The organism is Paenibacillus uliginis N3/975, assembly GCF_900177425.1.
In the GTDB taxonomy this organism is placed as follows: Bacteria; Bacillota; Bacilli; order Paenibacillales; family Paenibacillaceae; genus Paenibacillus_AQ; species Paenibacillus_AQ uliginis.
This window is the reverse complement of record NZ_LT840184.1, coordinates 4,851,054-4,876,627: the sequence shown is the minus strand read 5'-3', so window position 1 is coordinate 4,876,627 and position 25,574 is coordinate 4,851,054. Positions and strand designations below refer to the sequence as shown.

The 25,574-nt window shown below is 46.1% G+C and carries 24 protein-coding genes; 12 read left to right on the top strand and 12 right to left on the bottom strand.

The features are described 5' to 3' along the window. Window positions 1-43 precede the first annotated feature (43 nt). Window positions 44-613 (bottom strand): SLOG family protein, encoded by a 570-nt coding sequence (locus B9N86_RS22990; protein ID WP_208915445.1) that lies wholly within the window; start codon window positions 611-613, stop codon window positions 44-46. Between the two features lie 160 nt (window positions 614-773). On the opposite strand from B9N86_RS22990, the gene B9N86_RS22985 reads away from it, so the two are divergent. Further along, window positions 774-1,664 (top strand): DUF6612 family protein, encoded by an 891-nt coding sequence (locus B9N86_RS22985; RefSeq protein WP_208915444.1) that lies wholly within the window; start codon window positions 774-776, stop codon window positions 1,662-1,664. A gap of 121 nt (window positions 1,665-1,785) precedes the next feature. Here B9N86_RS22985 and B9N86_RS22980 read toward each other — a convergent pair whose 3' ends face one another. From B9N86_RS22980 to B9N86_RS22970, 3 genes are all read right to left on the bottom strand, one after another. After that, the gene (locus B9N86_RS22980; RefSeq protein WP_208915443.1) at window positions 1,786-2,670 is read right to left on the bottom strand and encodes a carbohydrate ABC transporter permease; all 885 of its coding nucleotides are present in this window, start codon (window positions 2,668-2,670) and stop codon (window positions 1,786-1,788) included. Between the two features lie 219 nt (window positions 2,671-2,889). After that, window positions 2,890-3,795, bottom strand: coding sequence for an ABC transporter permease (locus B9N86_RS22975; protein ID WP_208915442.1), 906 nt, complete (start codon window positions 3,793-3,795; stop codon window positions 2,890-2,892). A gap of 78 nt (window positions 3,796-3,873) precedes the next feature. Continuing rightward, on the bottom strand, window positions 3,874-5,550 hold the full coding sequence (locus tag B9N86_RS22970; RefSeq protein ID WP_208915441.1) for an extracellular solute-binding protein: 1,677 nt from the start codon (window positions 5,548-5,550) through the stop codon (window positions 3,874-3,876). Between the two features lie 341 nt (window positions 5,551-5,891). Between B9N86_RS22970 and B9N86_RS22965 the strand changes: the two genes are divergently transcribed. The 3 genes from B9N86_RS22965 (at window position 5,892) to B9N86_RS22955 (ending at window position 10,692) form a co-directional block, all read left to right on the top strand. Further along, a complete protein-coding gene (locus B9N86_RS22965; RefSeq protein WP_208915440.1) occupies window positions 5,892-7,625 on the top strand; it encodes a sensor histidine kinase in 1,734 nt (577 codons plus the stop codon). Window positions 7,626-7,638: 13 nt separating this feature from the next. Next, window positions 7,639-9,342: a response regulator transcription factor gene (locus B9N86_RS22960; RefSeq protein ID WP_208915439.1), complete on the top strand. Its 1,704-nt coding sequence runs from the start codon at window positions 7,639-7,641 to the stop codon at window positions 9,340-9,342. Between the two features lie 69 nt (window positions 9,343-9,411). Next, window positions 9,412-10,692, top strand: a complete 1,281-nt coding sequence (locus B9N86_RS22955; protein WP_208915438.1) for a Gfo/Idh/MocA family protein — start codon at window positions 9,412-9,414, stop codon at window positions 10,690-10,692. Window positions 10,693-10,838: 146 nt separating this feature from the next. On the opposite strand, the gene B9N86_RS22950 is transcribed toward B9N86_RS22955, so the two are convergent. Both B9N86_RS22950 and B9N86_RS22945 read right to left on the bottom strand, forming a co-directional pair. Then, complete coding sequence (locus B9N86_RS22950) at window positions 10,839-11,810, bottom strand: DUF4871 domain-containing protein (protein WP_208915437.1); 972 nt, start codon at window positions 11,808-11,810, stop codon at window positions 10,839-10,841. Next, a complete protein-coding gene (locus tag B9N86_RS22945; protein WP_244562810.1) occupies window positions 11,807-12,343 on the bottom strand; it encodes an RNA polymerase sigma factor in 537 nt (178 codons plus the stop codon). Before B9N86_RS22945 ends, B9N86_RS22950 begins: the two co-directional genes overlap by 4 nt. Before the next feature lie 173 nt (window positions 12,344-12,516). Here B9N86_RS22945 and B9N86_RS22940 point away from each other — a divergent pair, with 173 nt between their 5' ends. From B9N86_RS22940 to B9N86_RS22930, 3 genes are read left to right on the top strand one after another with little or no spacing between them, the layout of a single operon-like run. Continuing rightward, complete coding sequence (locus tag B9N86_RS22940; protein WP_208915436.1) at window positions 12,517-13,020, top strand: LURP-one-related family protein; 504 nt, start codon at window positions 12,517-12,519, stop codon at window positions 13,018-13,020. Window positions 13,021-13,040: 20 nt separating this feature from the next. Next, a complete protein-coding gene (locus B9N86_RS22935) occupies window positions 13,041-13,844 on the top strand; it encodes a nucleotidyltransferase domain-containing protein (RefSeq protein ID WP_208915435.1) in 804 nt (267 codons plus the stop codon). Further along, on the top strand, window positions 13,845-14,357 hold the full coding sequence (locus B9N86_RS22930; protein ID WP_208915434.1) for a mismatch-specific DNA-glycosylase: 513 nt from the start codon (window positions 13,845-13,847) through the stop codon (window positions 14,355-14,357). 119 nt (window positions 14,358-14,476) lie between these two features. Here B9N86_RS22930 and B9N86_RS22925 read toward each other — a convergent pair whose 3' ends face one another. Further along, window positions 14,477-15,340, bottom strand: a complete 864-nt coding sequence (locus tag B9N86_RS22925; protein ID WP_208915433.1) for a 1,4-dihydroxy-6-naphtoate synthase — start codon at window positions 15,338-15,340, stop codon at window positions 14,477-14,479. Next, window positions 15,337-15,993, bottom strand: coding sequence for a futalosine hydrolase (locus tag B9N86_RS22920; protein WP_208915432.1), 657 nt, complete (start codon window positions 15,991-15,993; stop codon window positions 15,337-15,339). Before B9N86_RS22920 ends, B9N86_RS22925 begins: the two co-directional genes overlap by 4 nt. Before the next feature lie 201 nt (window positions 15,994-16,194). Between B9N86_RS22920 and B9N86_RS22915 the strand changes: the two genes are divergently transcribed. Both B9N86_RS22915 and B9N86_RS22910 read left to right on the top strand, forming a co-directional pair. After that, on the top strand, window positions 16,195-16,953 hold the full coding sequence (locus tag B9N86_RS22915) for a hypothetical protein (protein ID WP_208915431.1): 759 nt from the start codon (window positions 16,195-16,197) through the stop codon (window positions 16,951-16,953). Between the two features lie 77 nt (window positions 16,954-17,030). Beyond that, on the top strand, window positions 17,031-17,648 hold the full coding sequence (locus B9N86_RS22910; RefSeq protein ID WP_244562809.1) for a TetR/AcrR family transcriptional regulator: 618 nt from the start codon (window positions 17,031-17,033) through the stop codon (window positions 17,646-17,648). Between the two features lie 549 nt (window positions 17,649-18,197). Here the strand turns inward: B9N86_RS22910 and B9N86_RS22905 are convergent. Further along, window positions 18,198-18,788: a M15 family metallopeptidase gene (locus B9N86_RS22905; RefSeq protein ID WP_208915429.1), complete on the bottom strand. Its 591-nt coding sequence runs from the start codon at window positions 18,786-18,788 to the stop codon at window positions 18,198-18,200. A 202-nt stretch (window positions 18,789-18,990) separates the two neighbouring features. Between B9N86_RS22905 and B9N86_RS22900 the strand changes: the two genes are divergently transcribed. Next, entirely contained in the window at window positions 18,991-19,356 is a 366-nt protein-coding gene (locus tag B9N86_RS22900) for a hypothetical protein (RefSeq protein ID WP_208915428.1), read from the top strand. Between the two features lie 203 nt (window positions 19,357-19,559). Beyond that, the gene (locus tag B9N86_RS22895) at window positions 19,560-20,084 is read left to right on the top strand and encodes a hypothetical protein (RefSeq protein ID WP_208915427.1); all 525 of its coding nucleotides are present in this window, start codon (window positions 19,560-19,562) and stop codon (window positions 20,082-20,084) included. A gap of 138 nt (window positions 20,085-20,222) precedes the next feature. Here B9N86_RS22895 and B9N86_RS22890 read toward each other — a convergent pair whose 3' ends face one another. The 3 genes from B9N86_RS22890 to B9N86_RS22880 all read right to left on the bottom strand — a co-directional run bounded on the left by B9N86_RS22890 (window position 20,223) and on the right by B9N86_RS22880 (window position 23,236). After that, window positions 20,223-21,407 (bottom strand): MalY/PatB family protein, encoded by a 1,185-nt coding sequence (locus B9N86_RS22890; protein ID WP_208915426.1) that lies wholly within the window; start codon window positions 21,405-21,407, stop codon window positions 20,223-20,225. A gap of 23 nt (window positions 21,408-21,430) precedes the next feature. Next, entirely contained in the window at window positions 21,431-22,354 is a 924-nt protein-coding gene (locus tag B9N86_RS22885) for an AEC family transporter (protein ID WP_208915425.1), read from the bottom strand. Between the two features lie 162 nt (window positions 22,355-22,516). Then, window positions 22,517-23,236, bottom strand: coding sequence for a 3-ketoacyl-ACP reductase (locus tag B9N86_RS22880; protein WP_208915424.1), 720 nt, complete (start codon window positions 23,234-23,236; stop codon window positions 22,517-22,519). Between the two features lie 166 nt (window positions 23,237-23,402). On the opposite strand from B9N86_RS22880, the gene B9N86_RS22875 reads away from it, so the two are divergent. Then, a complete protein-coding gene (locus B9N86_RS22875) occupies window positions 23,403-25,541 on the top strand; it encodes a class I SAM-dependent methyltransferase (RefSeq protein WP_208915423.1) in 2,139 nt (712 codons plus the stop codon). Window positions 25,542-25,574 lie beyond the last annotated feature (33 nt).

Genomic DNA, 25,574 nt, shown 5'->3' with positions numbered 1-25,574 from the left:
ATAACCGTCCCGGCAGGGGACGGTTATTTGTCGTTCGGAAGTTTTAAAACCCATCATAAAACCCCTGTTCACTGGTATCCTCATCCGCAACAGCCTGTATCTCCTCCGAACCAATACTAATGTAATGATAGCCCTCTTCCATATGCTTTTTCAGTGCACGCTCTTTCACAAATTTCGGACTGGCCTCACCCGAATCTTCATCATATACAAGCAGAATCCCGTCTGTTTTGCGAAACAGCAGCTCATCTCTGGCTTTGAATTGCCAGCTTCCCTGATAAGACTCTTTGCTGACCGCAGCATAATAGTCTATTCCCTTGAGAATTTGCATGTAATATTCTTTCTTCTCGTCACTCCATTTTTCTTCTGGATGCGCATAGGCTGTAATAATGGAGCATCTCAGATGCGGGTACTGTTGCTTTAACGATATGACGGCTTCACAGGCCCACAGATCAACCCCGTATTGGCCTGGCGTGATAACCCACTCTAGCCCTTCCTCGATCAAAGGAATCAGTCTCGACTCAATCGCTTTTTTTATATATGGAATTCCTTTGTGTTTGTTATTGTAAATACCGAGCTCATGAGCCCGGTAACCTGTAAGCAGGAGATTTTTCACTTTGGCAGCACATCCCTCGATATCTTTCATTGTTCATTAAGTGTATCGCTATGGGACAGGGCAAGCAAGAAGGCGTATTTCTAAAGTAGAAGATTCATCGTTACACTTTTTTCTAATTTGGGTAATGACAGTGGAATATATATTTAGGAGGAAATTTCTTTTGAAAAAATGGACAGTGGCATTACTCAGTGTAATTTTGGTGATGGGAGTCACCGCATGCAGTAAAGAAAAAGAAGCTGACAAAGGTGCTACCACACCGCCAATAGAACAGCCGGCAACCGGCCAAACGAAAGAGCCCCCGGCAGAAGTCCCTAAGGAAGAGGCACTTCCTACGGTCGATGAATTGATTCAGAAATCAGCAGAGGCCAGCCAGAATATGAAGAGCTTTTCCATGGATACTGACATTAAACAGAACATTGTTGAGAACAAGCTGGAGCAGAATGTCGATATGGCGATGAAAGTGGATACAACCATGAATCCGATGGAGATGTATCAAGAGATTCAAATGAACATTCCTGGAAAAGGAAAGCAGTACATCAAGCAGTACATTACACAGAACGGTGTTTACTCTTCGGTGGATGGTGAGTGGTTCCAGCTGTCTGAAGAAAACGTCAAAAATATTATGGCGAGCATGAAGATGATAACGGAAGGTCCGGAGAAACAGCTGGAACAGTTTAAATCTATCGCTAAGGATACAAAGGTGAGTGTGGAAGGTGAGCAATATATCCTGACGGCTAACGTTTCCGGTGACAGCCTAAAGGAACTGGCTAAATACTACATGAACCAAGCGGGCGGAACGAATGCTCAAACTGCTGAGATGATGGAGCAGATGGACATCAAGAGTATCAAAATTGTTTACGGGGTGAAAAAAGACACTTATCTGCCAACGAAGTCAGACATGCATATGATTATGAGCATGAGTCAGGCCGAACAGAGTGTTTCCGTTGATATGAAAATGAAAAGCACGTTTTCCAAACATAATGAAATTGAGAAGATTGAAATTCCGAAAGAAGCGTTGGATAGTGCAAAAAGTCCGGTCAATGTGAAATAAGGAAAGATCATATTGAATGATACAATAGTAGGAATAATTCATACGTGTAGTGTCTTACAACAAACAAGAGGGGTATCCTTAGGGTCAAATGACCTTAGGGACACCCCTCTAGCATCCGATATTATTCTTTGACACTCCCCATCACAATTCCTTTAATGAAGAACCGTTGCAAGAACGGATAGACGATCAGAATCGGGAATGCTGCGACGAAAATCTGCGCCGCCTTACTTGTACGATCTGATAACTTAATCATCAATTCGACATTCTCCGCCTTAATAAAGCGAAAATCCATTTTGATAATGACACTCTGCAAGAACGTCTGTAGCGGATAATTCTCCGGATGATTCATATACAACATCCCGTCAAACCAGCTGTTCCAGTGTCCTACAATCGTGAAGAGACCTGTTGTTGCAAGAGCGGGTAAAGATAACGGCACATAGATTTTCCATAACGTTTTGAAGTGACCGGCTCCATCGATTCGTGAGGATTCCTCCAGTTCCTTCGGTAAGTTTCGATAGAAATTAAGCAATAGAATAACGTTAAATACCGGAACCGCTCCTGGCAAGACCAAGGCCCAAATGGTATCCAGCATTCCTAACGACTTCACCGTTATATACATTGGTATGAGGCCGCCGCTGAAGAGAATCGTAAATACAAAAAACCAAGCATACCAGGTACGTAATCTAAACTGCGAAGTACTTTTCGATAAAGGATACGCCGTAACAATCGTCAACAGCATGCTTACAGTCGTACCGAGCACAACGCGCTGAGTGGACACCCAGAAAGCGCGCAAGTATTCCGGCTTTCCGAATACGTTGTCATAAGCGGCTGTCGTGAAATCAACCGGCCATAATAGGACTTTACCGGCTGATGCCGCAGCTCCGGAGCTGAATGAGATCGCTAATATATGAACAATTGGCATAAGACACAACAAGGATATAAAAGTTAGAAAGATGAAATTGAATACTAGAAACACCTTTCTAGACCATGAGCTATGGTTAGGCACGATACGTCTCCCTTCTGAATTACCTGGTTATAAGTGCGTGTTCAAAAAGGTCGGTTTTCAGCACCGAGAAGGTTGAATGAAGCTAGGGACTGAGGAGCGGAGCGTACGTCGGGGTACGTGAGCACCAGAAGGCCCGGCTGAATTCAAGATTTGATGTCGAACCCGCTTCCTGATTCACTTCGTGATCAAAAGCGGACTTTTTGAACAACCTCTATAGCACTAGAAAATGCGGTAATTCGCTACACGATAAGCTAGCACATAGGAACATGAGATGAGAATAAAGCTTACGATTGATTTCAGCAGACCTACAGCCGTTGCAAATCCGAACTGTGCCTGCTGGATCCCCATACGGTAGACGAAGGTATCGATAATATCCGCGCTTTCATAGACCGGAGGACTGTACAAGTTGAATATTTGATCAAATCCAGCATTGAGTACATTCCCAATATTCAGGGTCAGCATCAGAATGATAATCGGCAGCATGCCTGGAAGCGTAATATGCAAAGTCTGCTTGATGCGTCCTGCGCCATCGATATCCGCTGCTTCATAGAGCGACGGGTTAATATTCGTGAGTGCCGCCAGATAGACAATCGTACCGAAGCCGAATTCCTTCCATACGTCCGAGATAACCATCACATATGGGAACCAGCTGTTGCTGCCCAAGAAAAAGATCGGCTCAATCCCGAGCAATCCTAGGAATTGATTTAAAATCCCGGAGGATGGTGACAAAATATCAATCAAAATACCGCTTAACAAAACCCAAGATAGAAAGTGAGGCAAATATACAAGCGTCTGAAAGGTTCTCTTAACCCATTCCTTACGCAGTTCATTCAATAGAATTGCAATCGTAATCGGAACGATCAGCCCTGCAGTGATTTTCATGACCGCTATGAATATCGTATTAAAAAAGATGCGGCCAATATCCGGATATTCCATCAACAATCGGAAGTTCTTCAAACCGATAAAAGGTGAACCGAACAACCCTTTATTCGGTATATATTTCTGAAACGCCATCATGATTCCCGCCATAGGGATGTAGCTGAAGATAAGAACCAGAATAATACCTGGCAGCAGCATTATATGAAGCGGCCATTCCTTTTTAAACATTCGCGTTAATCCACTCATGCCCTTCACCTCGCTGTGTTTCTCTGTATAGAAAGAGGGACTGACTTCGATCAATCCCTCCATCGGTCTTTCTAAACATTATTTACTCGCTGCGTACCATTCGTTAACTTCTTTCGTAATTTCGTCGCCGCCAAGTTTTTTCCACTCGTCAACGAATTTGTCGAACTCATCAACAGACACTTGGTTCATGATGATTTTGAAGTACACTTCGTCACGCTTCTTCGTCAAGATTTCTTGACGCTCTGCCATTGTTGTCGTAGGAGCCCCGTAGAATTTGTTTTGCAGATATTCTTTATTTTGTTGGATGTTAGGAACAAGCGAAAAAGCGCCTTTCGGTCCCGAAATCAGATATTCCCACCACATATTGATATCGCTGCCGTCAACATATTTCATTGCACGCTCATAACGCGTTTTTTGGTCTTTTGTTTCCAGAATGCTAGGATCTTTCGTTTCGACCGCTTTTGGCAAGATATCGCCGTTGTTATCGATTTGTTTGCCTACGCGAAGCGGATTAAGCAACCAGTAGTTGCTGCCTTTTTCTTTCAGATCTTTACCGTATTCGTAAACTTTTTGTTCTTCAGTCGGATGAGTCTGTGTCACGATGTATTGGTTCAGCAATTTGATAACGCCTTCAGGATGCGCAGCATTTTTGTTAATCACATAATACTCGTCAACACCTAAGCCGATTTGGTTGAGCGTTGGGTTGCTGTCCACGGAAGGAATCGGGTATACCCCCCATTCTTGAACAACTTTACCGTCTACAACTGCGCCTTTAGCCAGCTGTGCCGGTGTCCAGGAAGCGCCGAATACAAGACCTATATTGTTGTTGTAAAGAAGCTCTGCTTCTTTATCGGCATCTTTAACCGAGAACTCAGGATCAATCAGACCTTTTTTGAACATATCTTGAAGCGCTTTAAGTGCATCTTTCACTTGCGGTTGAATGTCACTGTTCATAAGTCCGCCGTTCCCATCTTCTATCCAGTGGTTTTCATAAGCATGGTAACCGTTAAGGAATGCGCGTAATCCGGTTACCCCTGTGTCCACACTGAATGGGTTTTTACTTACCGCAATACCGTAAGCTTTACCTGAGCCGCCTGGGTCTTTCGTTTTGAAAGTTTCAGCGATCGTCATCAGGTCAGCCATTGTCTTCGGTTCTGGCAGGTTCAACTTTTTAAGCCAGTCTGTTCGTACGAACAAGTATTGATATTGGTAAGGATTATACGAGCTCGGAATCCCCATTAATTTGCCGTCGAACGTGGCCGTTTTCATCTGCATGCCACCGTCCATCGTCAAAAATTTCTTCGTTTCATCCGTCGCGTATTGATCATACACATCCGTGATGTCCATGATCATGTCCGCTTCTGTTAGTTCTTTCAATTGTGTTGCATTCACACGCGCGAAGTCCGGCAGGTCGTTGGATGCAATCGTCATTTTTAATTTTTCTTTGAACTGATTGTCATCTGCCGCTACCCATTTGTTCGTAATCTTTACGCCGATATCTTTCTCATAAGCGTCATACACGGCATTCTTATCGAAAGTTTCGCCCTCGTCGAATTTCAGATATGGGTCGCTTGGTGAAACCGTCGAAACTTCAACGACCTCATTCGTTTCTTCTTTCTGTCCCTGCTTTTGCGTCGCCTCAGGCTGTTTCTCTGCCTCTTTCGTGCCTTCACTGTTATTGCTGGAGTTACCACATGCAGTCAGTGCCAAGCACAGAATCAGGGTAACGATCAACAAGATTTTATTGCTTTTCATACAAACCCTCCCCAATGTTCTCAATGTGTCGCTGCAGTTGATTTCTCTTTGTGATCCTTCCTGTTTTAAGTATAGAAAAGAGCCCATCTCCATTCTATATACTAGTCTTTACTTTCGTATACAACTCTTGATATTGAAATTGCCATAAGCATCGATACTTCCAAATTCACGACGTTGCTTTCATCTCCATCAGCGGGTCTTTCGATATCAATACCGCCACATTTCAGGTTCTGATCGCATATCCTTTCCTGCAGCGATTTTTCATTAAAGGAATTGTGATGGGGAGTGTCAAAGGATAATCATTCAGGATTCTTTACCAATACATTGCGGGAGAGTATACGATGAGGATTATGATGAGACTGAAAGACTCCTCCATTTCCAAAAAAATTATGGCTGCCTTTATGGCGGCGCTGCTTCCACTGATGGCTATCACTTGGCTCATTAACGATAAGGGCGCTGACAGCATCAAAACGGAACGCTCACAGGCGATTCTCAATACGGCCAGATATTACTTAGACTCCCTGAATAAAGAAGCGGACCAGATTATTCGATATCTACCCAATTACGTAACAGATAGTGATTTAATGGAGATCGCTGCGATGGGTGATGAGATGTCTTACTATGAAAGGGCTCAGAAGATTATCGATATTCAGAAACGCCTTAACCTGATGAAAGATTCGAGCCCTGTTATAAAAGAAGCGAAAGCCTATGTGCCGTTACTGGACAGAACACTGCTCAGTGGCAATTATGAAACATCTATCGACCGCCAGGAATATGAAGCGATTCAGCCAAGCAACCGAGGCTATAATGAGCCTTTTATCTATTGGAAGGATCGGATTTTCCTCAGTATGCAATATCCAGCCAATTCGCTGCAGGAACCGATATTTGTCATCGGTGTGGAGCTTTCTCCCCACAAAATCAAAGAGTCGATGTCTCAAGTCAGTAACTCGTTTGGCGGGAGCAATATGCTGATTAATATCGATCGAGGTTGGCATATTCAGAGTCAGGAAGACCCGGATCTGGTAAAGACCGTCACAAATTTTATTATGGAAAAAAAAGAAGCAGGGGAAAAGGAAGGTTATGATACCATTCGCAGCGGGGATGAACGTTATCTGGCTGTCTATAACTACTCGGAGCTGTGGAATTCATATTCAGTAAGCTGCATTCCGGAAGAAAGCTTACTCGGACCGATCCAGAAATATCGGGTATGGTTTTGGTGGGCGTGCGTGCTTGCCATTTTTGTTGTTATCTTCTTCTCCTATTTTCTGATCCGGTTGATTTATCGCCCACTCCTGAAACTCGTTAGTTCGTTTCGGCGAGTGCAGCAGAACCGGTTCGAACCGATAACGATTGACCGGGGACAAGATGAGTTCGGGTACTTGTATCTGGCTTTTAACAATACGATCCGATATTTGAAGACGTTGATCGAGGAAAATTATGAGCAGCAAATCCGCAATCAGCGCTCGGAACTTAAACGGCTGCAATCGCAGATCAATCCTCATTTTTTGTATAACTGTTTTTTTGTACTGTGCCGATTAATTAAATCGGAGAATAAGGATAAAGCGTATCAATTCTGCCTCTACATCGGTGAATACTTTCATTTTATAACCCGTAATGATGAAGACGAGATTCCGCTTTCGCTGGAGGTTAAACATTCCCGTACTTATGTAGATATGCAAACAGTATGTTATGGGGATCGTATCCATGTTACGTTTATAGGTGAAGCACCGGAAATTATGGTTCCAAGGCTTGTTCTTCAACCGATTATTGAGAACGCCTACAAGCATGTATTTGGAAATATGCTGACGAACGGAGAACTTCTGATATACTGTGAACAGAATGATGAGGAAGTTGTATTCTATGTGGAGGACAACGGCCAGGGTATTACGGATGAAGTCATTGATAACCTGAACATGAGGTTAAAGCGGTCTGCGGATGATCGTATGGAGGAGACAACAGGTCTTGTCAACGTGCATCGCAGAATTCAGCTTCGTTATGGCGCTCATTACGGGATCACGATTGAACGATCGGCACTAGGAGGACTAAAAGTAGGGATTCATATGAATAGCACCTAGAGGAGGGATTGGAATGTACCGACTGCTCATTGTAGATGATCTCCCCATTATTGTGGACGGTCTGTTTGAGCTGTTTGAGCAGACAGAACATCTGAAAATGGATATATTGAAAGCGTATTCAGGTGAGGGCGCACTTGAAGTGCTGGAGAAGCATCAGATTGATATTGTCATTTCCGATATAAAAATGCCGGGACTTGAAGGTATTGGTCTTCTGCAGAACATTAAAGCCCGCTGGCCGAAGTGCAAGGTTATATTTCTTACTGGCTATAACGATTTTCATTATGTACAGAGCGCGATCAAATATGGTGGGTTCGAATATATATTGAAGATTGAAAGCGACGAGAAAATTATAGCCTCCGTAGAAAGAGCTATAGAGGAGCTGAACGAAGAGAGCGAGCAAAGGGAGATGATTGAAAAGGCTAATGAACGCATGCGGCGGGCTATGCCTTCACTTCAAAGGGAGTATATCGGGGCCATACTTCAGGGCAAGCAGGTAACAGAAGCCCAATTAATTCGGCATTTCCAGGACATCAGCATACCGATGCAGGCTCATTTACCCGTCATGCTGCTTCTTGGTAGAGTGGATACATGGAAGGATATGTTGACGCAACCGGATAAAGCCTTGTTCATTTACGCGGTGCAAAATATTGCCGAAGAACTATTGGCTGACGATGTTCGCGTGTACTCCTATGTGTATGATCAGGGCAAAATCGTCTGGTTCATCCAGCCTGGGACAGACAGTCTGATACACACCGAGCCAAACTCTCACGACTGGAGAAAAACCTATGTAGAAGTAAGCGGCAGACTGGAGAGAATTCAGCTAGCTTGCAGGAGGCTGCTTCATTTGTCTGTATCTTTCGTTCTCAGCAGCGAACCGGTAGCCTGGAACGACGTTTCGGACCGTTATCATATGCTGAAATATAATTTCATCCATGGTTTAGGTTTAACAAGCGAGGTGATACTGACAGATTCTGATATCCAGAATAGTGAGACGGCATGTAACCATCAGAGAGAGTATTTCTATTTAAACCGGGTGCAACTTCTTGGAAAATGTCTTGAAAACAATCACCGCGGCGAATTTTTTAACATATACCACGATTTAACGAAATTGTGGAACGACGAGAATTTTCCTAATGAAAGGAAAAAGGAACTGTACCACTCCCTATCCGCCGTATTTTTGGCTTATATTAATAAAAGCGCTGAACTGAAGGAATATTTGAATAACGAACACGATTTGTCGCCATTGTTTCAATATGGAGAACCGGATTCTTGGGTTATCCTGAAGGAATACTTTTGCGAAATAGCAGTTTCCCTGTTTGATTGGATCGCTGAGCAAGGGGAGCTTCTGCCAACCGAACTCGTACAGAAGGCGCATCGTTATATTGAAACGTATATTTCCACAGACATATCACTTAACGCGATTGCGGATCATGTCGGCCTGAATCCGTCATATTTTTCAAGATTGTATAAACAAATGACGGGAACCGGGATATCCGATTATATTAATGACTACAGAAATCTGAAAGCGAAGGAGTTACTGCTGGGCAGCAGCATGAAGGTGAATGAGATTGCGCTGTCGCTTGGTTACAATTCCGCGCTTGCGTTTATCCGGTTTTTTAAAAAGCAGAACGATACGACACCCCAGGAATACCGAAGCAGAGGCAGGTCGGAAAAATCGAAAGCCCCAAAGTCAATAAATGTATACGAAAGTAAGTAATAATCTCTTTAAGCTCCTTGTCCGCCCAAGTACAATCAGGTCATAGGGTGGACATTAGGAGGGGTAACATTGAAGACTATAACAGCTGTTTTATTAGGAGCCGGCAGTAGAGGACGTTATATTTACGGCCCTTATGCCGAAAAATATCCCAATGAACTTAAAATCGTAGCTGTTGCAGAGCCTGATGAGGGGCGCAGAAACCATTTTGCAGCAATTCATGGAATTTCGGAAGAATATGCTTACGATTCGTGGGAGCAGGCTTTCGATCAAGGGCGAATCGCCGATGTCATGATCATCAGTACACTAGATCGTTTGCATTACATCCCGGCATTAAAAGCGTTAAAGCTTGGATACCATGTTCTGCTCGAAAAGCCAATGTCTCCAGACAGAGAAGAGTGCATCTCACTTGTCAAAGCAGCGGAGGAGCATGGCAGACTGTTGATTGTAAGTCATGTACTGCGGTATTCATTATTTTGGGATCGGATCAAAAAATGTATTGAAGCAGGTGAACTCGGCAAAATCGCAACCATTCAGCTGTCAGAAAACGTCGGATATCGACATATGACACACAGCTATGTGCGCGGCAACTGGCGGGATGCGAAGGAGACAAGTCCAATGATTTTGGCGAAATCATGTCATGATCTTGATATCATCTCCTGGCTCATGGGAGAGAAGTGCACGATGGTAAGCTCCTTTGGATCACTGCTTCACTTTAAGGAGCAGAACGCGCCGGAGGGCTCAGCAGATCGTTGTATCGACGGATGCGAGGTGGAGAAAACCTGTCCTTTCTCTGCACTAAAATTGTACATTCAGCCACCGGAACATCCATGGGCTCGCTATATGACACAGGATCTATCACACGAAGGAATACTAAGAGCGCTTAGAGAAGGCCCGTTTGGACGATGTGTGTACTGTTGCGATAATAACGTGGTTGACCATCAGGTTGTCAACATGGAATTTGCAAGCGGAGCGAATGCGGCTTTTGTCATGTCAGGCTTTACAGATAAAGAAGGGCGAAAGGTGCAGATCATGGGCACACACGGGGAAATTCGAGGTGACATGGAAACAGGCTCCTTCACTTTATACCGTTATTCAACAGGAGAAGAGATCGACTTTCAATGTAATACCGGAGGGGACGGTCATGGGGGCGGTGATGTCAGGATGATCAGTTCTTTTCTAAAAGACGTTCGTGAATTTGGCAGTGGCAGTCAAGCAGACGGACTGACCTCTGCCGGTGCTTCTCTGCAAAGCCATTTGATGGCTTTCGCCGCGGAACAGTCCCGATTGGAACAAGGAAGACCGATAGCGATACCTGATGTGTTGAACATGAAATCTGAGATGAATGTATAGATTTCGAAGATCTGATGTCGGGAGAAGCCCGGAAAAGTATGAAATAAGATAATGTTGTAAAAACGCTGATGCCCTAAGAGCGGCATCAGCGTTTTTTGGTGTCAAATTGTAGGACCGTAAAGCCGTTCGCGCTAGGGTATAGATTGTTACTTAACTTCTACGATTACACTTCCATACAGCTGCCCATCGATGCTTGCCATCAATCTCCATAAACCGGAAGAGGGGAGGCTCATTGAAGAAGGCAGTGCAGCGTCAGCCCCATTGAGCTTACCGGGAGACAGCTTACTTTCAAAAACATCTATAATCTCGAATGAGTTCTGCTTCACGGCTGTAATTTTCAGCTCGCCGTTCAGCTCTTCATCCCGTCCCCAGAAGTGCCACATATATTTATTGGACTGACCTGCTTGGAATCCAGGATGGATGAAACCGAGCCGATTCTCCACGCCGGTCATTTCAAAATTACCTGAAGTAAACACAGGACTTGGCTCCCAGCTGCTGTCCGGTACATCAAAGACAACATCCCCGAATTTTTCCTCTCCAATATACACGTCGAATTTCCAAAGGCCGCTGAGCGGGAGAGAAAAGGTTGAAGATACACGGGTGAAATTATCATAGGCCATTTCTGGGGTGATCTTTGTAGGAGGCAACTCTTCGATCTGCATGCCGGTTTCCTTATGAGTGGCCGTAATCCGGATGTTCTGTCCCTCAAGTGTCTCGACGGGGACGTACAAGTTCCACCAACTTCCTGATGGAGACCCCGCTGGATAGTCGCCACCCGGAAATACGTGAAGCTTGGTAACTCCTTCCGCCGTATTATATTGAGAGTGGGGTGTCCAGTCCACTGTAGGAGCCGCAGGCTTTACCATAGGGGTGGAGTTGTTGTTCTTAATTAGGGAAGGGCTGATGATCCAGATCATTCCCAGTATGGCGATGGTGCATGCGCCTGCTGCTACGACGCGAAATAATCTTTTGTATTTCTTGCCGGATGGTTTACGGTTGTTCGTTGAACGTTCAAGCACGGTAGTCATCATCTCCTTCGTAAAGGGAGGCTTTTTAAACGGAGAGGACTTTAATTCTTGAACCCAATGGGGTTCCATTTCCTTCTGATTGTTGTTCATTCGGCTTCCTCTCCTTTCAGCAGAGCTTCCATACGGGCACGGGCACGATGAAGCCTTGATTTGACTGTACCTTCCGAAATGTCGAGAAGAGCAGCGATTTCACGGCGCGGCAGCTGGTAATGGAATTCGAGGATCAACACTTCTCTGAATTTAACGGGCAAGCTCAATACATGCTGCCATATCCGGGATACTTCCATGTTCCCGATAGCTTCCATTTCAGCGGAGCGTTCGTTGCGCTTTGGGGTGACCCATTCGACAAGCGTTACCTTTTTGATGAAAGAGGACTTGAGGTAGTTCATGGACAGATTGCGCGTAATGGCGAACAGCCATGTCTTCACGGAACTGCGCCCTTCAAATTGTCTCAAATGCTGTAGCGCCTTCAGAAAGACATCTTGACTGATATCGTCCGCAGCATCGCGGCGTCTAGTCAAAAAATAAGCGTAATTCCACACATCCTGTCCGTATGCCTCCATCATCTCCATCAACACAGAGCTGGGATTATCTGCGGCCACCAGGTTATTCAAATACTCCAAACCCAATCTCCTCACCTCTCTATTCAATTAGACAACAGAGTCGCAGTTTGGTTCCCGGAACGATCGAGGAAATAATATGATTTCAGAACGTGCGGGCTAAGGCACGCAGGATGGAAAGTTTTATACTGTAACGTATAATGAAGATAAAATTATAAGAAGGGAGAAAGATTAATATGGGGTTATATTTTAAAGATAACTTTTTTAATTCAGGTGAAACGAGCGTGATGAATGAAGCGGGAGAGATCGTTGGAACGGTAGATTTGAAAAGCTCTTTCGGTTCCTCTCTGGATGTGTATGATGAGACCGGAATGAAGGTTTACAGCGGTTCGTTCCGTTTTTTCTCGAATAAATGGGAAGTGTGTGACCGTAATGAATATGAACTCGGTGTGCTGCGAATGCGGATGAGCTTTTTCTCCAAGAAATATGAGTATGATGCCGGTGAAAGGGGGATTTATGAAATTACGTCCCCGGCGTTCTCCAAGGAATACGAAATCCAGGGTGAGGGCGGACGCTGCGTTGCCACGTTTCATCGTGTCAGTGGATGGCTGCAATCCGGAGCTTACCACCTGAAGAACGATAGTCAACACCTGGATGATTGGGAATTGATTGCCGTCGTTATGGGAGTACATGCGATTCAAAAAAGAGTTAACAGCAGTGGATCTTCTGCTTCCACGTAGAACGTAAGGAGGGTTAAAGGATGAAGGACATGAATGCTGTCATTACTGAGCAGCTGCGGAAAATAGAGCATGAGGAAGAGATCATCATCCTTTATGCCTGTGAGTCTGGAAGCCGATCATGGGGATTTTCTTCCCCCGATAGTAGTGATTACGATGTACGGTTTCTATATGTAAGACCCGTTGATTGGTATTTATCCATCTTTGAGAAGAGAGATGTGATCGAGCGGCCGATTAGTGACAGACTGGATATTAACGGGTGGGACCTGAAAAAGGCTTTGAATTTATTCCGTAAATCAAACCCGCCCCTGCTGGAATGGCTTGAGTCACCTATACAATACCTGGAACACACATCCGCCGCAGAGCAGATCCGAGGGCTGTCTCCGCTGACTTTTTCGCCAAAATCTTGTCTGTACCATTATCTTAACATGGCCAAGGGAAACTATCGCGATTATCTGCAAGGGGAGCAGGTGAAGATTAAAAAATATTTCTACGTGCTTCGCCCAATCCTTGCCTGTCTCTGGATTGAGAAATACGACAGTATGCCGCCAATTCAATTCGAGAGTCTGGTGGAGAGCTTAGTACCGCGTGATAGTGAGCTTTGCAGTGAAATCTATCAGCTGATTCAGCGAAAAAAGTCGGGTGAAGAACTTACTCTTGAGCCGCGTCTTCCGTTAATCAATGATTATTTGGAGAAGCAAATCAAGTATTATGATGCTGCTGCACAGCGTATGCAGAACAGCAGCCTTGACCGTGTCTCCGATGAAGAACTGGACCATTTGTTCCGCAGTATTCTGAAGGAAGCCTGGCATAAGGAGGTAGAGTGAGTGAACGAGGTTATGGATCATCTGGATTACGGACTATCGGTTCTCTTCATTGGCTTCAATCCAAGCCTGCGCTCTGGTGAAGTGGGTCACCATTATGCGAATCCACGTAACAATTTTTGGCGTATTTTGCACCGGTCGGGTCTTACCCCTCGTCTGTATGACGCCTCTGATGATGGGGAGCTGTTGAAGCTGGGATACGGCTTTACGAATATTGTAGCCAGGCCAACCCGGGGAGCTGAGGATATTACACGGGATGAATATGAGCAGGGACGTGAAATACTGCGGGCCAAGCTTGAGCAATACCGCCCGAGAATTGCGTGTTTTGTTGGTAAGGGGGTCTATACGGAATTCAGCCGAAGATCACAGGCGCATTGGGGCTTTCAGGCTGAACCAGTTGTGAAAGAGGTGCGTGAATTTGTCGCTCCTTCATCCAGTGGCCTGGTCCGGATGCCCATGGATGATATTGTAGGGATATATCGGCAGCTTAGCGATTTTATAGAGAATGAAGGATGATCAGAGAACGGAGAAACTAATGGTGAGGAAAAGCCCTGAAACATCGGCTGCGCTGGGAACAACAAAGAGGAACGCAAGAGTTCATGATGAACTTCGGCGTTCCTCTTTGTATTATTGCTTTAGCGCAGCTTGGCAGGATCTATTCTTGGAACAAGTCCTTCGTCTGCCGCACGGCTTAACAGTGCGGATACAGCGGCATATCCATCTTCCCCGAGGTTCGCGGTAAATGGATTTACATACAATCCAATATGCGCCTCTGCCACTGCCGTCTCCATCTCCTGTGCATGATCCAGAACATAGTCACGGGAAGCTTCGGGATGGGCCCAGGCGTATTCCACCGAGGCACGTGTCCATGCCGCAATCTGATCAAGATCAAGCGAACGACGTGCAATGATGGCGCCGAGCGGAATGGGAAGACCGGTGTCAGATTCCCACCAGCTTCCGAGATCCGTCATCAGATTAAGGTCATAAGAAGGATAGGTGAAGCGGGCTTCATGAATGACAAGCCCTGCATCGACTTCCCCATCGCGGACGGCAGGCATGATCTGGTCAAACGGCATGACGATAATATCACCGATTCCGCCGGGAACGTTCTGCGCCGCCCACAGCCTGAACAGCAAGTAAGCGGTGGAGCGTTCACTCGGTACGGCAACTTTGCGTCCGGACAGGAATGCCGGATCAGCTGCTTTAGAGGCTAAGCCTGTGGCGCTTGAGGCTCCGCCTGTCAGAAGGAGCGGGCCGCAGCCGCGTCCAAGCGCACCCCCGCAAGGGATCAGGGCATATTCATCGAGCACCCATGGCAGAGCAGCATACGATATTTTCAGGACGTCATGGTCATTGGAACCTGTCTCCGCGGCCCAATGGTTCGTGATATGGATGTCTGCATAAGACACTTCGAGCTCAGGTGCGCCGGGAATCAGGTTATGTACCCAGGCGTGAAATACAAAAGTGTCATTTGGACACGGTGAAAACGCAATTTTCATGTCAGCACCTCCGGTAGTTGTGAGATTGCAGCTTCAAGCGTCTGCAGCGCTTGAGGGATCTTCCAGGCATCCCGGTCACGCGGACCTACAGCGTTCGAGATTGCGCGGATCTCTAGCACAGGCAATCCGAAATCCTGTGCGGCTTGTGCTACTCCGAATCCCTCCATAGCCTCGGCAGCTGCTCCAGGAACACGGGCAGTTAGTGCTTCAGCCGTTGCTTTTGTACCGGTTGTGGTCGATACGCTGAGAATCGGACCGCATGCTGCTATCAGACCGGCTGCTTGCAGCGCTTCGGTCAGCAGAACCGCGAGCTTGGACGGCGTCTGAATATAAGCTGATCCGAAACCGAGCTTGTCCACGCTGAGAAATCCATCAGGTGTCTCGGAGCCGAGATCTGCGGCGATGATATCACTTGCGACCACCAGAGATCCGACAGGGGCCTGCCTTGGAAATCCGCCGCCAATACCGGCGCTAATAACAAATTTATAATGGCCTGATGCCAGAGTTTTAGCTGTACGGGATGCTGCAGCCGCAAGGCCGACTCCCGCTGCAATGACCTCATAACGTCCGTCACCAGCCAGACCGCGGAGCACGGCCTCTCTTTCTGCGGCAACGGCTGTGACGATAAGAATTTTTTGTGCAGATTCATTCATAAGCTTCTCTCCCTCATAAAGCTGTTTGCATATTCCGTATGAACTTAACGTTAAATGGTTCTGGTTTCATTGTAAAGCATGGGGATAAGAGCATACCTTTTAAAGTTGCTGAAAAACTGGATATGAAATACTGTTCAAGGCTTGTATAATACATATAATGGTAATAGAGGGAGCGACTTGTTTGAAGGAAAGGATTACCAAATGCTTAAAAAAGCTGGTGTGATGATTTTGTCTGTTCTGGTGCTTGGAATGGTAACGGTTTATTTTGATAATAGCCCAACCGCTAAACGGGTAATGGAGTCTGTAGAAGAGAACTTCCCCGAAGAAAAAATGAAAAAACAAGAAAGGGCGGCAAGACCCTGGCTAACGAAGGACGAGCGTATCAACTTTCTTGGAAAACCTGCGTTAATCAGCATGAATGGGAGCGTATTGCTGAGTCATGGAGCAATTGAAAGCGCTAGCAAGCGAATACTGAAGCAGCTTACCGACGTTAATCAGTTTGAAATATTCGGTTCCAGTACGAACAGTTATCAGTTTTTGGCGGTTTATGATGTAACAGAGACACTTCCTGCAACGGTCAATCAACATATGGGAAATAATGTCAAAAATAACATCATGGGACCTGATTTTGAAAATATACAATTGGATTTAAAAGGGTACTCTCTAATCTTATCCTACTTTAGGAGTACAGACGGTAGCTTTCAAAAAATTATGGAGGCCCGCTGGGTACCGACGGAATTAAGAGAGTCTGAGCTGCAGTATGAGCGGTACGAGAAGCAGATGGATCTTCGGATCAAGCCAGATGCTTCGGATGACAACGAATATTTGAACCATGCCGTTCGGTCTGATATGGAGCAGCAGTTCAGGGAACAAAGACTTGAAAGAAGGTATAAAGCCAGGGATCAGTACTTGCTTCAAGATTCTAATGGCAAAACTGCGGTCATTCCTTTTAAGGAATAGGTTAATTGACGGACGCACGCTATATTTTTGCTGACTGCATTCTTTCATTCTAGCAAGCATATGGTGCATGGAGTATAATGAGTACACATCCAGATAGAGACGGAGGTTCGATAGCTTTGAGAAAAAAGGGTGCAAATGGACAAGAGAGTAGAGCAAGATTGCTTACGGTTGCCGCCAATGAGTTTGCGCGGTCTGGTTATCATAAGACAAAAATCAGCACCATTGTTTCCCGGGCAGGACTGACCCAGCCGTCGTTCTACCTGTATTTCGATAGTAAAGAAGCTGTATTTAACGAACTGATGTTGAAGTTCCGCTCCCAGTTGAAGGAACTTATTGCAGACGGCCGCTTGGAAGCCGGGATCAGCCGTGAAGATGTTCCGGGCCGGATTACTGCAGTCCTGAGCAGTCTGTTTGAATTTCTGGAGAGAGATCCGGACTTGACCCAGATCGGTTTTTTTATCGGACAGGAAGCCAGTGAGGTCAAGAAAGAACTTACAGCTATGATCGAACAGAACTTGAAGGCTGAGCAAAAGGACGGGTATTTTCAGCAAGAGGCCAATATGACCATCATAGCAGAGTGTCTTGTAGGAACGCTTGAGCGGTTGACTCTGCAGCAGCTGTTGACTGGCAAATGTACGCCTGAAGACTTGGCTCATCAGGTTGTGAATTTATATATGTTCGGAATTACGGCTTAAAGGGCCAAGAGATAGAATTCATCAGAGGAGGGGAGGGAGAGGTTCCCTTCCTTTTTTCGTCCTAAGCTTAAAGAAATGGATTATCCTTACAGTTCATGACAAAAGGGCAGCCCAGTTTACAGATTCTAGCCGAAAAAGCCCTAGCCTTTAGGCTGGGATGAATCGGCTTAGGGCAAGGGTTGTCATTAGACAGCTTCATTGTCCTACACTGCTAGTTAGGGTATAGTGAACGTATGCTCGCTCTTTGAAAATAGTATACATATGGGGTTGTGGCGACTAACTCTTTCGCCACGTAAAATGTATGAAGTCGTCAAGAACAAGACGCTAAAACATTTGAGCAAACAACCTGTCTCATCTGGTAACAGGGTGAGAGCCTAAGATGCTATATGCACTGTCTTAGGAGGGGCGATGACACGCCCTAAACTTGAGAGTTGTCCAAAACAGAAATGGATTGAGGGCGTTAACTACTCAAGAATCCTATCTACGCCAGCAGACTTGCCCCTTTAGGGGGGGGAGTGTCAATATTGGTCTGCCTTTTTTACGCCATGATCACTTCAAAGCCTCCAAATATTCATGTGAATCTACCGGAGGGCGTTTTCCGCGCTTCAAGTCGCGTATGGTAAGGCCGAAATCTATCTGGAGATGAGGGTAATCCGGGAAGTTGGTCCAATCGCCGCCCCACTGGAAACCAAGGTCTTTGGCAATTGCTACGACCTCCATCCAGTCTGATCTACCATTTCCGTTGCCGTCATACTCCATATCCCAGATGACACTGCCGTCCTTCAATTGGAGGGCAAAATCGATAGCAAGGCCGTAATTATGCATGGACTCACCGGCTTGCGCGTTGGTAACGATGTCACCTTCCGTGCTTCGTCCTTGCTTGTATAAACGGTTCTGCTCTTCGTCACTTCGGTAACCATCTGTAATAATAATTTTTATTCCAATCTCCCTTACCTTTGCGACAAGTTTATTCTTCTGATCGAGCACAACAGGATGAATTCCGGTAACCGGAGGAGCGTCTTCTTTATCCAGATCCGGCAAAATATCAGGAATGGACGTTGACAGCTGCATATATATAATGGCTAGCAATATCGTGATGATAATGATAGTTGTCGATTTTTTGCGTCTCACTTTTGCCATATCGTTTTCTGCCTACCTACTTTCAAGCATTTAATATCTAATAACGATTATATCGGTTATTTAGTCTTCATTCCAATAGATCCATTTTCCAAGTCTAAAGAATCTATCGACATAAAGCCTCTTTCTAATAGAGAGGGGAATATATCCAGACCGTTTTTCTATGACGGCATAAGATAGATTATCAAGAAAAGGAGGTTGATAAATGAGGCCAAGTGTAAGGTATTCGACAGGGCCAGTAGAAAATGCGATCAATGTTGCGACGCTGCCGGGTGAGTCCAGAACGTTTTTTGTAAAGGCGGTGAATAACGGTCAGTCCAGCGCCAGAGTTGAAATCAAATTGTTCCGTTTGAATGGATCAAAGGTACTGGTTGACACCAGAACATTTACACTCGCTGCGGGATCCTCCGCGTTCCGTGTATTGAACGTTTCTCAGCTTCTCCATTTCGAAGTCCAGATTAGAACAGACAGCACACATGTACTTGTATCCGGATGGGGTAAAAATGCCTCCGGACGTATCGTTGCCGCTCACCGTTACACGCCAGAAGAACTGGCTAAAAAAGTATATTAAAATGCACGTAACCTCCACCGTATGTGCACCCATTGTTGATCCCTTTAAATAAATACCCATGTCCTCTATTAGTGGGCATGGGTATTTTGCGGTACATGATAACCGGTGAAACGGAGCAATGAACTTGATGTATAAGGATAGAGCGATTTCTACATGCTAAAAGCAAATAACAGGTACATAGTTAGTTAAAGGGGAGATTTTTTATGACGAGTGTTCAATCGATAGCAAGCAAATTGAGCCAGGTATCCATGGTACTGACAGAAATGCAGCAGAGCGGAAATTGTGATCAGCTGGCCGTTGTTTTAAACGATTTAGGTCAGATGGATGCGGAGCTAAAGACCGTCCAATCCCAAATCACACCTGAAACTTCGGAGACCTTGAGACAAGATTTAGTCAATTGTCGTATGGCGCTTTATGGAATGCAGAACATCGTCTCGGAAATTCGTTCTGATACTGCACAGCGGTACCGTCAAGTTCTGGGAGATCAGAAGACTTCGTTTGAACAAATGAATGATCCAGATCAGCAAAGTGCTTACCCTGAGGCATATCAGCACAGACAGGTGTTTAAACAGATGGATGCGGTAAGCGGACATCTCCATCAGCTGAACGGTGCGATTATGGATGCCAGTTATCAGGCGGGACGTGAGCAAAACGGCGGTGGGACGGTGTACGGAGATATCGAGCAGAATGACTTGACCTCAGGTACGAACACGACCGGTTGGTCTTGACTCAGCTTTAAATATATTACTCTTATTATAAGTAAATGTTTGTCTGCCAGCCGATTATAGCCGTTAGTAGTACACAACCACAATAAAGAGGGATCCTTAACGGAGTCCCTCTTTATTGTGGTTATAATATGCGTTTTATTAAGCTTCTTTACGCCATTGTGTAATCGCAGCGTTCAGACGCGACATGGCTTCTTCCGCTGTAGCACGGGTACAGGCCATATTCATACGCATGAAGCCCTCGGCGCTTTTGCCAAAAGTAACACCTCTGTTCATGCCAATCTTGGCCTTCTGAACGAGGAAGCGGTTCAGATCTTCATCACTCATCCCGAGCCCTCGGAAATCAATCCAGAGTAGGTAAGTGGCTTGGGGTAGCTTTACCTTCACCTCAGGCATGTGTTCTTGAATAAAGTCTCTAATGTACTCCATATTCCCCCGGACATAGGATAGCAGAGCGTCCAGCCATTCTCCACCTTCACGGTAAGCAGTTTCCGTAGCAGCGGCACCCATTGGAGTAATCGACCCGAGCGCGTAGCGCTGCAGCGCTTTGTCGAATCTACGGCGGAGTGTATCATTCGGAATGATGATGTTGGCCGTGTTCAATCCGGCAATATTAAACGTTTTGCTCGCAGCTGTACAGATGAAGGAGCGCATTGCTGCGTCTTCTGAAAGAGAGGCGAATGGCGTGTGTGATCCTGCCTGGTAGATCAGGTCGGCATGGATTTCATCTGATACGACAAGTACGTCATGTTGTTCACACAAAGACGCTATACGGGACAATTCCTCTTTGGTCCATACCCGGCCTACCGGATTATGGGGACTGCACAATATGATCATTTTCACCCGTCCGCCGGATAAACTCCGCTCGAGGTCCTCGAAATCCATCACGTAATCGCCTTGTTCAGTCAGAATTAGTGGATTCTGTACGAGCTCACGTCCATGATCTTTCACGACGCTGTAGAAAGGAGGGTATACAGGTGTCTGGATGATAACCTGATCACCAGGCTCTGTGAATGCTTCCACGATCAGACTCAGTGCTGGTACTACACCGGGGCAGTACTGAATCCATTCCGGTTTAATGCTCCAGTTATGGCGTTTGTCCATCCAGCTGGTGATCGCTTCACGGTAGGTTTCGGTTTGAAGTGTATAGCCGAATACACCATGCTCGACACGGGCATGCATAGCACGGACAACGGCTGGCGGTGCAGCGAAATCCATATCTGCGACCCACATCGGAAGGGCGTCATCCACTCCGAATACGGCTGGTATGTTATCCCACTTCAGGGAAGCAGTACGGGTGCGGTTAATAGTTAAGTCAAAATTCATGTGATCTCCTCCAACGAGTATGATTAAGCTACAAGCTTAGCCAAGGAAATTAAGCCTGTGATGGTTATAACATTCAGTATGGTCGACAAGAGCACGGTTTGTGCAGCAAAATCGGGTTCATTCTGATATTCTTCCGCAAGGATGGATGTATTTACACCAACCGGCATGCCTGAGGCGATAATAAGGGCTTGGGCGGGAATTCCCTCAAGACCGAGAGTGAACACAATGAGAATTCCAATGGCCGGAGCGGCAAGCAGCCGGAGTGCTACGCTGAGATATACATCGAATCTACGCAGCCGGAGCGGATACTTGATAATTTGAGCACCTAGCGTGAGCAGCGCGATAGCTACCAAGGATTGGTCTGCATACATCAGTGGCTGGGAGACGAAGACAGGCAGCGGTACGTCCAAGGCATGCAGCAGCAGCCCCAGAATCAGCGCGTAGGATACCGGCATTTTTAGAAATCCGATGATTGCGTGTCGGTATAATCCTTCGGTTTTTGCTCCCTGTATGGAAATGACACCATAGGTGAATGTAAGCAGACTTTGAAGGGACATAATCAAGGCTTGAACAGAGCCAGCCAACGGATCGCCTTTAAACACAAGGTCATTGATCGGAAGTCCGTAGTTTCCCGAATTGTCCAAGATAAGGCTATTCGTAAACGCAGCCCTCATTCCGCGGCTAAATTTGCGGCGTTTGGCGGTAATACGTCCAATGATATAAAGAGCGGTTACATATATTACATAGAACAGTGTGACGGTTCCCAGCAATTTGGGCGACATTTCAGATTCATACATGCTCATGAATACAGCAGCTGGTGTGATGTAATAGAAGTTGATCTTGGCCAACGTATATAGGTCGAGCTGAAATGCCCGTTGCATCAGAATTCCGATTCCGATCAGGACAAAGATGGGTAGGACTACTTCCAGAATAATGTCAGTAATCATGGATGTTGTTCATCTTCTTTCTTACTATAAACACTATGTGGGTAAGCACCCAGCACCCAGTCATTATATCATGTCGCTGTTGTTTTCACACGGGTGAAAACGATAAATAAAAGCCGTCTCATGCCCTTGCGGATAGACGGCTTAAATAATTTAGTATTTATGTTATTGGGGGTTGGTTGTCCAGATGCCTGCTGTTTTAACAAATACTCGAGGGGGAAGCTTAAGTGCGGCAAGTGCCAGTTCCGCAACATCTTCCGGTTGCATCATCCGGTCTTCTTCGCCAATTTTCAGACCTGCGTTAACGGCTAAATCCGTATTAACGGTGCTTGGTGTAAGTGCGGTGATGCGAATGTTGTGCTTCCGCACCTCTTGCAGTACAGCTTCGGTCAGTCCCATGACGGCGAATTTAGAAGCATTATATGCTGAGCCCGTTGCAAAGCCGCGTTCTCCGGCGGTGGAGGAGATGTTGATCACATCGCCTTTACTACGCTCGATCATGCCCGGAAGCACGGTACGCAGCATGTGATATGTACCCATGAGATTGACGTCTACGATACGTTTCCACTGCTCCGGCTCCATTTCGAGCAGATTTCCGAACTGGGCGATGCCTGCATTGTTAATGAGAATATCGATTGCGCCCAGCTTCTGGTTAATGGCAGCAAAGGCAGCTTCCGCTTCGCTTTGAACAGAAATATCGGCAATCGCCGTAATCGCTTTTACCCCGTATTGTTCTGTGATGAATTGTCCCAGCGACTCAAGATCAGCGGCTGTCCGGGCAACGAGGCCGACGTGCACGCCTTCCTTTGCGAGGGAGATTGCTATGGCTCGCCCGATGCCTTTGCCTGCACCGGTTATGATAGCTGTTTTATTTTTTAAGCTCATGCTATTCACTCCTTAGCAATAATAATATGGTTTTCATCTACCAGTATACCCCGTGCAGTGCCCCGTTACCAAATCAGGTGCCATGTCGGATATCTGTTCTGTTATAATCATAACGACGAAAATCCGGTCGGTACATACGACATTATGAACGAGGAGTGTAACAAGAATGCTGCGATCACTGGATGCTACAACAGCCTATAGAGCGGGAGATTTTTCAGTTGTAGAAAAATATGCCTGGCTAAAATTGATAGTTTCGGCGGAAGAACGAATTGTAAACCTGGAGCGGATTACTTCGATCGGTGAACTGACACAAGCCAATCCGGTGCTTGATTATGTAGAGAAAACACTGTGTATTTTGGATGGACTTCCGGTGTCTTTTTGGATCAGAGAGCTGCTGGAGGAGGTGCTTGTATGGTCGGAAACGGCTAAGGGAGGCACTCTCCGAGATCGGATCAGGTGGCAGGAATCGGGTGTGAATCTGTTTGTTCATAATATCGGCTCGGGAGAGCTGTACGCCAGACATATTCAAGAACGTTATGGTGAAATGAGCTTGCGACACAATATCATTCATACCCTTATTATGACGCACGGTCTTGTGGGCCAGTATATCCGGGGGGAGGTTGTCTTTCAAGAAAATCAATCCTTAACGAATCTGGTAAAGTCACGCTTTCTCACTTCAGAGGAGCTTGTCCGGCTGCTGCTTCCGCTGAACCGCTGTATCATGGGTGGTGTGTCCGAGGAGCTGTGGAACCGCGTGCAGGACGAGACGGAGGAGATCATAAAGGCCATCGCCGAGGGACGGGATCCGGAGGAACGGACATACATTAAACGATTGGAACGGCTGCGGGCAGGATGTATCCGGAAGGGGGAATCCTTTCACTCGGACTTATCCCGGATTGAATCGGAATGTGATCTATCATCTGCCTTGGCCCCGCTTGCTGATCTGACCCTGTGGTTCGTCGAGGCAGCACTGCAGGATTTCTCAGTTGACGAATTCCTTAAAGTTCTCATACTCGGTCTGCACGGAAAGATCGAACTCTTCGGATTGACGCCTAACGAGGGAGCAGAATCATCAACGGGTGCGGGAAGGTCATACGGAAATCCTGTCCGGCATTTGAGCTTTGAACCGCTCATGAACGATATGTACTACGATTACAAGGGCATAAAAAAGTTAAACGTATATAAAAAGCGGATGATAGAGCAGTATTTGAGTCAAATGGACTGGACGTCTTGTCTTCAGGGCGCTGCCGGATCGAGTCCGCATCTGCGTCACCGTCTGGAGCAGAAAGCAGGTCTAGAAGACACTGTCTTCCTCACATTTGAATTTTCTCCGGCGGCCGAGAAGCTGATTCAGTTCTGTATTGAAGCGGAAAAATCACCTCTGTATGAAAAAGCAGTGCTGATGCTATTTGACCTATTTGGCCTGCGCCGGGATGCATATGATCGTTTTCACAACGAGGAAACCTATTTACAGGATATGAACAGCTCCGGCGATTATAAAAAGGTTATCCTGGACTATATTGCAGGTTCCCGTGTGGTAGATATCGGTCCAGGTGGAGGTGTCATGCTGGATCTGATCGAGGAGCAGATGCCGGAGGTACGTGCAGTAGGCATCGATATATCGTCCAATGTGATTGAGGCGCTGGAGAAACGAAAACGATTGGAAGGGCGAAGCTGGGAAGTCGTTAAGGGAGATGCATTGAATCTAAGGGACTATCTGGAACCAGGCGGTGTGGATACGGTCATATTTTCATCCATTCTGCATGAGTTGTACTCATATATAGAATTGGGAGGCTCCAGATTCAACCCATCGACTGTGGCAGCCGCACTTAAAAGCGCTTATGAGGTTTTGTCTCCTGGCGGGCGGATCATTATCCGGGATGGCATCATGACAGAGCCGGAGGAGCAGGTTCGTCGTATCCGGTTTCTTGAAGAGGATGGAATGCTGTGGCTATCAAGATATGCGGATGACTTTAAAGGACGAAAGATTGCTTATCAGAAGCTGTCTAATAATGAGGTCAGTATGCCAGTAAATGATGCCATGGAGTTTTTATACACGTACACATGGGGCGAGGAAGCTTATGTACATGAGGTACAGGAACAGTTCGGGTACTTCACCCCTTCGCAATACGAATCTGTGATCCGTGAAACCTTGGGAAGTGAGGCTAAGATTGTGGTGAGCCTGCATTTTCTGCAGGAGGGTTACACCGAAGCACTGACTGGTCGGATACAATTGATGGATGAGACGGGGAATCCGGCTTCACTTCCTGATAGCACATGTCTGATTGTTATTGAAAAAGCCTGAGGGATTCTTTAAGTTGGGACTATGAATCGATAC